Genomic DNA, 7824 nt, shown 5'->3' on the forward strand with positions numbered 1-7824 from the left:
TGTGTAATCAAGCCGCCTGCCGACCGCCGCGCTCGTTCGGCAAGCAGGCGGTCAACACCGCCAGCACAACGGCAACTCCTGCAATCACCCCATACACGGCAACGAACGAGCCGCTCAGGCTCGCCAGCAGCCCGGCGCAGTAATTGCCGAGCATGCCGCCGACGCCCTGCATGATGTTGGCGATGCCGAAGATGGTCACGGCCAGCGCCGCGCCCCTTGCCATCTTCGACACGTACGCCGGTATCAGTCCGAAGATCGGGTAGAACGCCACGGCAAACACAATGCCCGCCACCATCGGCCAGTAGCCGGTCGGCGTGATGACCAGAATCACCGCTGCCGTTGCCACGCAGACGTACACCATCAGCATCGCCCCACGCAGGCCGATGCGGTCCGACAACGCGCCGAGCGCCAGGCCGCTGAACATGCCGACGAAACCGATGCTGGCCCAGATCTGCGCGGTGTATTCGACGCCGAAATGCAGCTCCGTGCGCAAGTAGGACGACAGGTAGTTCTGAAACGGAAAGGTCGAGAAACCAATCAGAAAATTCATCGACCAGACCTTGTATACCCAGCCCTGCAGCGCCTCACGCAGCACGCCTTTGCCTGGCCCGCCCTCACTGGCGCTCTCATCGTTGCGCAGAAAGAGCCGCGCGCGTTTGAACACCAGCAACACGCCGACGACCAGCACGACCGTGATCAGCCCGACGATCCACCACACCGTGCGCCACTCGCCCTGGGGCGCATACAACGGCACCAGCAGGCTGTTGATGAACACGCCATAACTGGTGCCGCTCGACACCAGCCCCATGGCCATGCCGCGGTATTGATAGGGCACGGCGCGCGCGATCACGTCGACCATCGGCACGAACACCGTCGCCGCCGTGCCAGCCAGAACAGTCAGCAGCGGACCGATCAGCACCACGTTCTGCGCCAGGGGCATGAGCAGCAAGGCCAGGGCGCACACGGCGCCCGATCCGAAAATCACCCAGCCGCCCCCAACACGAGGCGTCAGCCAGGCCGCCAACAGCGCGCTGGCAAGAAACCCCGCCTGGCCCGCTGCGGTGATGGTGCCCACGTAAGCGATATCGAAGCCCAGGCTGGCGCGCATGTCCGGCACCAGTTGGGCGAAGAGGTAGATCCCGAAACCGTAAGTGGCGGCCACGAGTCCGGTGAGCAGCAGCACAATCAGTGCATTGACACGCATCGTCGGCATCCTTGCTGATGGCCGTCGCAGACGCGGCGGCGCAGGTCGACCCGTAGAATCACTTCTGGATCAAGCAACAGGCTAGCTGAGAACTCGAGGGTTACTGACAGGGAAACGCGTTTTTCAACGCCGCGACCACCAACACGGATTCATTCAGGTGCAGGCTCTCGGGGTGCGCCTGCAACGACTGCACAATAATGCGCATCGACTGGATCATCGGAATGCCACCTTCGGGCACGCACACCAGCCGGGGCAATCCGCCCGCTTCGTGGAACAGATCCAGAGTGTCCATCGTCGCTTGCAGCACCCCGACACAATGCCCGACGCCCACGCCGTTCTGCGCCACACCGCCGCTCATGCTGTTGATCCCGTCCTGGCATTCGAGCAACAACTTGTTGCCGTCCGCCAGAGCGCCAGCGCTCACACAGAGCGCGAATAACGCCGACACGCCCGCGATTGATTTACCCATCAGCGTAGCCACAGTTCCTTCACCGAATGGTCCGACGCCTTACGCACCACGAGACTGGCGCGCTCACGGGTCGGCAGGATGTTTTCCAGCAGATTGGGCCGGTTGATGTCGTGCCAGATTTTGCGCGCCGCGTCCGGGGATTTCTCCGGCGGCAGATCGGCCAGTTCGCGGAAGTAGGCGCCTCGCGCGCGAAACGCGGTGCGTTGCAGCATCAGAAAGCGCTCGACGTACCAGCGCTCGATGTCACCCTCTTCGGCGTCCAGATAGATTGAAAAGTCAAAGAAGTCCGAGACGATGCTGCCGGGTTTCTGCCCGTCATTGCCCGCGGTCTGCAACACGTTCAACCCTTCGAAAATCAGGATGTCGGGCTGGCTGACCTTGAAGAACTGGTCCGGGACGATGTCATAGCTGATGTGGGAATAGACCGGGGCGGTGATTTCCGGCGTGCCGGCCTTCAGGTCAGAGAGAAACTTGACCATGCGCTTGCGATCGTAGCTTTCCGGAAAGCCCTTGCGGTGCATGATGCCGTCGGCGACAAGCCGGGCATTGGGGTGCAAAAAGCCGTCGGTGGTGATCAGATCGACCCGGGGATGATCCGGCCAGCGCGCCATCAGCGCCTGTAACACCCGGGCGAAGGTGCTCTTGCCGACCGCGACGCTGCCTGCCACCGCGACGACATAGGTCTGTCGCTTGGCAGGGCGTCCGAGAAAGGTGTCCTTGATGCTGTCGAGATTGCGCGCGGCACTGACGTGCAGATTGATCAGGCGCGATAACGGCAGGTAGATGTTGGCAACATCCTCCAGCGAGATGTCCTCGTTCACGCCCCGCAATGCGGCGAGGTCCTCTTCGGACAACGTCAATGGCGTACTGGCGCGCAGCCCCGCCCACTCCGCGCTGCTCATTACCAGATAGTCATCAGGGGCCATCAATCGCGTTCCAGTCAGGTGTCCGTATCAACAATGGTGCGAAGACTATCGTATTGGTCCAAATGGAGGGCAGATTTATTTGAAGCTGCCGGGGCGACTGGCTTACCTCGCTGACGGCATCTCTGACAGATCCGCAGCCAGGGTTTCCAGCGTCGGCCGCATGATCAGAGGCGCCGGCGCACCTTCGGGCGCAGACAGGCCAAGGCGGTTATGCCAAATCGTCGGCAGTCCCACCTTGGCCGTGCCGAACAGATCGTACCCCGAACCCGCGACGAACACGGCATGGCTGGCATCGACACCCACGGTGTCCAGCGCCAGACGATAAGGCGCGGGGTCGGGCTTATAAAAGCCGGCTTTCTCCGAGGTAATGACCACGTCGAACGGGATACCCAGCACCTCCGCCGCGATGTGGCCCAGGCGCTCCGAACAGTTGGTGACGATACTCAGCTTGTAATGAGGGTTCAGGGATTCGAGGACCGACTGGGCTTCCGGCCAGGGCTGCAACTCCCCGAAGCGCCGATCGAGTTCTGCGGCGGCATGCTTGCCCAGGCCGACTTCCATCGCCGCCTGCTCCACCAGCGTGTCATAGGGGCGATAGCGGCCGCAGCCGTAGGTCGCCTTCAGGTAGGCCATGCGCCAGGTCCGGCCCAGCTCCTCGGAACCGGCGACTGAATTCCACAGGGTCCAGGAGTCCAGCAAAGCGGTGAGCAGGTCGAAGAGTACGAGCTCGACGGGTGCTGCGGGATGGAGGGGTAATGGGGTATCGGTTGTCATTATTGTTATTCCTGAGCGGAGGGGTGGCGTGCGGAGGATGCCCGGCCAGTCAGCGTGATGGGCCTGTGGGTTTCTTCGCCATGGACTCCATTCTAGGCGGCGCATACGGCGATGAACCGCATGTGGCCTAACACTATGGTTCAGCGTTGGTTAAGGATCATTCGCTCAAGGTCGGGTTCCGACGAGCCAAGCGATCAGAGATAACAACGTTGAGACACGCAGCCATTTGCCAACAAGACAGGGATGAAAAATTTGAGAGAGTGGAAGGGATCGAGGCCGCCAGGGATGCGGATGATCAATACTCGTCATGGCGACGAGAGTGCGTTATGGAGGCAACCCCACCAGCCACACCCCGGCACACAATGTTCCCGCTGTGGCTGCTGCCTTCCGGCTCTGACCAGGTTCACGGGTAATCGTTGCGGGGGGACCGATGGGGTCACCATAACGACGCTCGCCAGTGGCGAGCCGCGCCATTGTACCGGTCTCGCGAGAAGTTACAACCTCTTGTTTCAGATTAAGATTTTGAGCGCCGTGAGCCCCTTGCCGCCTGCCCGATGCAGCGCCTGAGGCGCTGAATGCGGCACAATGGCGCCTGCCTTTTCACCTCCCGCACGCAAGTGGCGGGCCCCTGCCCGGCCCCGCCAGGGCGCAAGACACAGGAACCACCGATGCATTTCGCGCTCACCCGCCATGAATCCCTCTCCCCCATACAACAGCGCCAGTTGCTGGAGATCGAGCTGCTCCCCGAGCAGATCCGCCACGTCGGCGACATTCATGGCGGTCTGCACACGCTGACCGCACGTCCCGTCGCCGACCGGCAGGGCTTCGTGCTGCTGGTGGACGACATCCCCCGGGGCTTTTTCGTGCTCAAGCGCAGGTCGCTGTTGCCGGAGTGGGCACGTGAGCACGCGAAGGTGACCACCACGCTGCACGCGTTGATGGTCGATAAACGCTTTCAAGGCGGTGGTCTTGGCAAGCAATGCCTGCGCGCGCTGCCGGCGTTGGCGCGTGATTTATGGCCAGACACTGCACAGTTGATGCTGGCGGTGGAGGCCGGCAATCACCCGGCGCGCCAGTTGTACCTGGCGCTGGGTTGGCAGGCGTTGCCCGAGCGCGATCCGGATCACGTCAGTGTCGAGCGGCTGATGCTGCTCGCACTGTAATCATTCAATGGGCCAGTGATCGCAACTGCCAGACTTTGCTGCAGCACTCGACGTTCATCCAGTGCTCGAGCGCGGTGACGGTCATGGGCCGCGCGACCAGGAAGCCCTGCACTTCGTGGCAACCCAGCTCGCAGAGGATTTCGTAGACGCCTTCGGTTTCGGCGCCTTCTGCAACGACGCGATAGCCCAGGCGCATCGCCAGATCAACGATGGCTTCCACCAGGCCGCGATCCTTGTCATTGCTGTCGATGTTTTCCACCAGCGATTTGTCCAGCTTGACCGTGGTGGCGGGCAATTGCCGCAGGTAGGTCCAGTTGCTGTAGCCGGTGCCGAAGTCATCGATGGCGATGTCGATGTTCAATGCGCGCAAGCGCTCCAGCTGCAGCCGGGTGACTTCAGGGTTGTCGCACAGGGCGCTTTCGGTGAATTCGAGCTCGAAGCCACTCGGGTCGAGACCGCTGACCGTCAATTGCTCGAACAGCGCATCGCTGAACGACGCGTTGGCCAGATCGATTGCCGACACGTTCATCGCCACTTTGAAGGCATAGCCCTGCGCCTGCCAGAGCGCCGCCTGGGCAACGGCCTTTCTCAACACCCAAAGGCTGAGCGAGCGAATCAGGGCGGTCTTTTCCGCCAACGGGATGAATTCCGCCGGGCTGATCGGGCCCAGCACCGGGTGCTGCCAGCGCAACAGTGCTTCGACGGTCACGATACGGCCGGTGGCCACTTCAAGCCTTGGCTGATACACCAGCGACAGTTGATCCGGGCTGCGCACGGCTTCGGCCAGCGCCGCCAGCAGCAGAAAGGCCCGTTGCTGGGCAAAGTCCAGGTGCGGCTCGTACCAGCGCCAGCCCGTCGACTTGCCGCGGGCTTCGTCCGCCGCGCTGACCACCAGCCGAATCCAGTCGTGCTCATCACAGCGGTCCAGCCCCAACGGCAGCACGCCGATGCCGACGTCCATTTGAATGGGGATGTTGCGACAGATCAGCGGCCGCCGAAAATGCTCGAGCAACTGCCGAAACAGCAGCTCGGCCTGCTCCGGCCGGGCGTTGCGGGTGATCAGCGCGATGCGCGTGGGGCTGACCTTGTACAACGCGGTGTCGGCAGGCAACTGGCTGCGGCAGTTTTCGATCATGCAGCGCACCAGTTCCTGGGCGAAACTGTAGCCCAGCGCTTTGACGATGCTGTCGAGAAACGCTGGCGCGACCATGTCCAGCGCAACCAGCGCATATTTGCGCCGATCCGCCAAAGCGGCGAGGTCTTCTTGCAGGCGCAGACGGTTGAACAGACCGGTGGGCTGATCGACGTAGCTGGCATGGCGCAGGTTGTTGAGCCGCTTCATGACCAACTGGCCATACATCTCCAGCATCGCCACGTCGCGCGGGTCGAGTGGCGGCCGAGGCGTGCGGTCGATGATGCACAGCGTGCCCAGGGCCAGGCCGTCGGCGGTCACCAGCGGCACGCCGGCGTAGAAGCGGATGTGAGGCTCGCCAGTCACCAGCGGATTGTCGCTGAAGCGCGGATCGAGCATCGCGTCAGGGACCTGAAAGATTTCGGGGCTGAGGATGGTGTATGCGCAGAAGGCGATTTCGCGGGGCGTCTCGCGCTCGTCAAGGCCTGCCCGTGCGCGGAACCATTGGCGGTGCTCGCTGACGATGGAAACAAGGGCAATGGGGACCTCGAAATAGTGGGTCACCATCAAAATGATGTGGTCGAGCACGTCGTCCGCCGTCGCATCGATTAAACCCATGTGGGTGATGCGCGAAATCCGGGAACGCTCGTTTTGGGGAAATGGAGCACCAGTGGCCATAACTGAAGTCCCTTTAAGACCGCTTTGCCAATCGCCTTGCCAGTAGTGTCAAAACGATATGTACCGGGAAAATAGCACCCCTTTTTCCCCGTTGCAGGCATCGCGGACAAGCGGCGAAGTCCTTTCACCGCTTCGTACCCGTGCTTTTTAGCCGTCACTCACCTGAGTGAATCACTGCACCTGCAGCACCTCATCAGCCTTGCCGCCAGCACCCTGTATGACCAGATGGATGAAATGCAGCTTGGTGATGACCGCCGGAGGCAACACGAACGGATAGAAGTCCGCCTGACCCATGGCGCGGGACAATTCGTTGAGCATGCCCGCCAGCTCGATCCACGCATTGACGAACGAGAGAAACGCCGGACCGCCCGGATGCTGAGGGTCGTACAGGGTTTCCAGCGGGAACGGCTGGTAGTCGAGGTCCATGTCACGGGCACTCATGCCCAGGCTCAGCGCGGTGTCGACCGCGTCCATCATGTGCAGGTAATGCGCCCAGGTTTCGGCCCAGTCTTCCCACGGGTGCATGGTCGCGTAGGCGCTGACGAAGCTCTGCTGCCAGTCGGCCGGCGCGCCATGCTGGTAGTGATGGTCAAGGGCGTCGGCGTAGCTGGCGCGGTCATCGCCGAACAGGTTGCGGAAACCGTCCTGCCAGTAGGTGTCGGCGATCAGGCGGTCCCAGTAGTAATGCCCCACTTCGTGACGGAAATGCCCGAGTAGCGTGCGGTAGGGTTCGTGCATCTGCACGCGAACCTTCTCACGAATGGCGTCGTCGGCTTCTTCGACGTTGAGGGTGATCAAGCCACTGGCATGGCCGGTGGTGGGCAGGTTGCCTTCCAGGTCGACGCCGAGGAATTCGAAGGCCAGGCCGCGTTCTTCGTCGACGCTTTTGGGGACGACGTGAAGGCCGAGGGTGATCAACTGTGCAACCAGCCGGCGCTTGGCGGTCTCGATCTTGCCCCAGCGCTCAGGGTTTTCCGGCACGGACAGGTCGGGGATGGTCTTGTTGAGGCTGCAAGCGATGCAAAAGTCGCCGGCGTTCAGCGCCGGAAACACCCAATTGCAGGCGGCTGCTGTGTCGAGGTTGGCGCAACGGCGGTAGAGCCCGGCCTGGGGCTCGTCGGTGAGACGCCAGGTCTGCGCCTCGGGGCCCGGTTCCAGCGCGGCAATCTTGCTTTGCTCGGGGAGATAACCCAACGCCGCCGAGCAGGCCAGGCACTGGCTGTTGCGGAAAAACACCGACTGTCCGCAATGGCATTGCCAGACTTTGCTGTTGCGTTTGTTCTCACCGGCGAACGGCGCCGCGATCCGTGTGCTGAGTTGCTCGAAGAACTGGAACATGGCGATATCCTGATGGGGCTGCAAGCACTAGATCGTCAAGGGTGGCGGGGGTTCCGTGGGATTTTCTTACTCTTTTAAGCGCGCCGTCGTCGATACTCCTTTATCCAAGTTCAGATCCGTGGCCCGCCTAACGGCGGACA

The 7824-nt window shown here is 62.1% G+C and carries 7 protein-coding genes and 1 other RNA gene; 1 reads left to right on the top strand and 7 read right to left on the bottom strand.

What is annotated here, in order from left to right:
* Positions 1-7 precede the first annotated feature (7 nt).
* From SLW74_RS26170 to ffs, 5 genes are all read right to left on the bottom strand, one after another.
* On the bottom strand, positions 8-1204 hold the full coding sequence (locus tag SLW74_RS26170; RefSeq protein WP_410930571.1) for an MFS transporter: 1197 nt from the start codon (positions 1202-1204) through the stop codon (positions 8-10).
* A gap of 100 nt (positions 1205-1304) precedes the next feature.
* Positions 1305-1673, bottom strand: a complete 369-nt coding sequence (locus tag SLW74_RS26175) for a Rap1a/Tai family immunity protein (RefSeq protein WP_065988704.1) — start codon at positions 1671-1673, stop codon at positions 1305-1307.
* The gene (gene coaA, locus SLW74_RS26180) at positions 1673-2599 is read right to left on the bottom strand and encodes a type I pantothenate kinase (RefSeq protein ID WP_065988705.1); all 927 of its coding nucleotides are present in this window, start codon (positions 2597-2599) and stop codon (positions 1673-1675) included. Before coaA ends, SLW74_RS26175 begins: the two co-directional genes overlap by 1 nt.
* Positions 2600-2701: 102 nt before the next feature.
* Positions 2702-3373, bottom strand: a complete 672-nt coding sequence (locus SLW74_RS26185) for an HAD-IA family hydrolase (RefSeq protein WP_410930572.1) — start codon at positions 3371-3373, stop codon at positions 2702-2704.
* Between the two features lie 336 nt (positions 3374-3709).
* Positions 3710-3806, bottom strand: an RNA gene (gene ffs, locus SLW74_RS26190) — signal recognition particle sRNA small type.
* Between the two features lie 235 nt (positions 3807-4041).
* Here ffs and SLW74_RS26195 point away from each other — a divergent pair.
* Complete coding sequence (locus tag SLW74_RS26195) at positions 4042-4536, top strand: GNAT family N-acetyltransferase (RefSeq protein ID WP_410930573.1); 495 nt, start codon at positions 4042-4044, stop codon at positions 4534-4536.
* Positions 4537-4540: 4 nt separating this feature from the next.
* Here the strand turns inward: SLW74_RS26195 and SLW74_RS26200 are convergent, their stop codons facing one another.
* Both SLW74_RS26200 and SLW74_RS26205 read right to left on the bottom strand, forming a co-directional pair.
* Complete coding sequence (locus SLW74_RS26200) at positions 4541-6346, bottom strand: putative bifunctional diguanylate cyclase/phosphodiesterase (protein ID WP_410930574.1); 1806 nt, start codon at positions 6344-6346, stop codon at positions 4541-4543.
* Positions 6347-6517: 171 nt separating this feature from the next.
* The gene (locus tag SLW74_RS26205; protein ID WP_065988709.1) at positions 6518-7684 is read right to left on the bottom strand and encodes a putative zinc-binding metallopeptidase; all 1167 of its coding nucleotides are present in this window, start codon (positions 7682-7684) and stop codon (positions 6518-6520) included.
* Positions 7685-7824: the final 140 nt, after the last annotated feature.

The organism is Pseudomonas sp. W5-36, from assembly GCF_046540455.1.
Classification (GTDB): Bacteria; Pseudomonadota; Gammaproteobacteria; order Pseudomonadales; family Pseudomonadaceae; genus Aquipseudomonas; species Aquipseudomonas graminis_B.

Excerpts from the sequence above, each read along its gene's own strand:
- SLW74_RS26185 (WP_410930572.1), bottom strand. The coding sequence starts at position 3,373 with ATGACAACCGATACCCCATTACCCCTCCATCCCGCAGCACCCGTCGAG.
- SLW74_RS26200 (WP_410930574.1), bottom strand. The coding sequence starts at position 6,346 with ATGGCCACTGGTGCTCCATTTCCCCAAAACGAGCGTTCCCGGATTTCG.
- SLW74_RS26205 (WP_065988709.1), bottom strand. The coding sequence starts at position 7,684 with ATGTTCCAGTTCTTCGAGCAACTCAGCACACGGATCGCGGCGCCGTTC.
- SLW74_RS26195 (WP_410930573.1), top strand. The coding sequence starts at position 4,042 with ATGCATTTCGCGCTCACCCGCCATGAATCCCTCTCCCCCATACAACAG.
- coaA (WP_065988705.1), bottom strand. The coding sequence starts at position 2,599 with ATGGCCCCTGATGACTATCTGGTAATGAGCAGCGCGGAGTGGGCGGGG.
- SLW74_RS26175 (WP_065988704.1), bottom strand. The coding sequence starts at position 1,673 with ATGGGTAAATCAATCGCGGGCGTGTCGGCGTTATTCGCGCTCTGTGTG.
- SLW74_RS26170 (WP_410930571.1), bottom strand. The coding sequence starts at position 1,204 with ATGCGTGTCAATGCACTGATTGTGCTGCTGCTCACCGGACTCGTGGCC.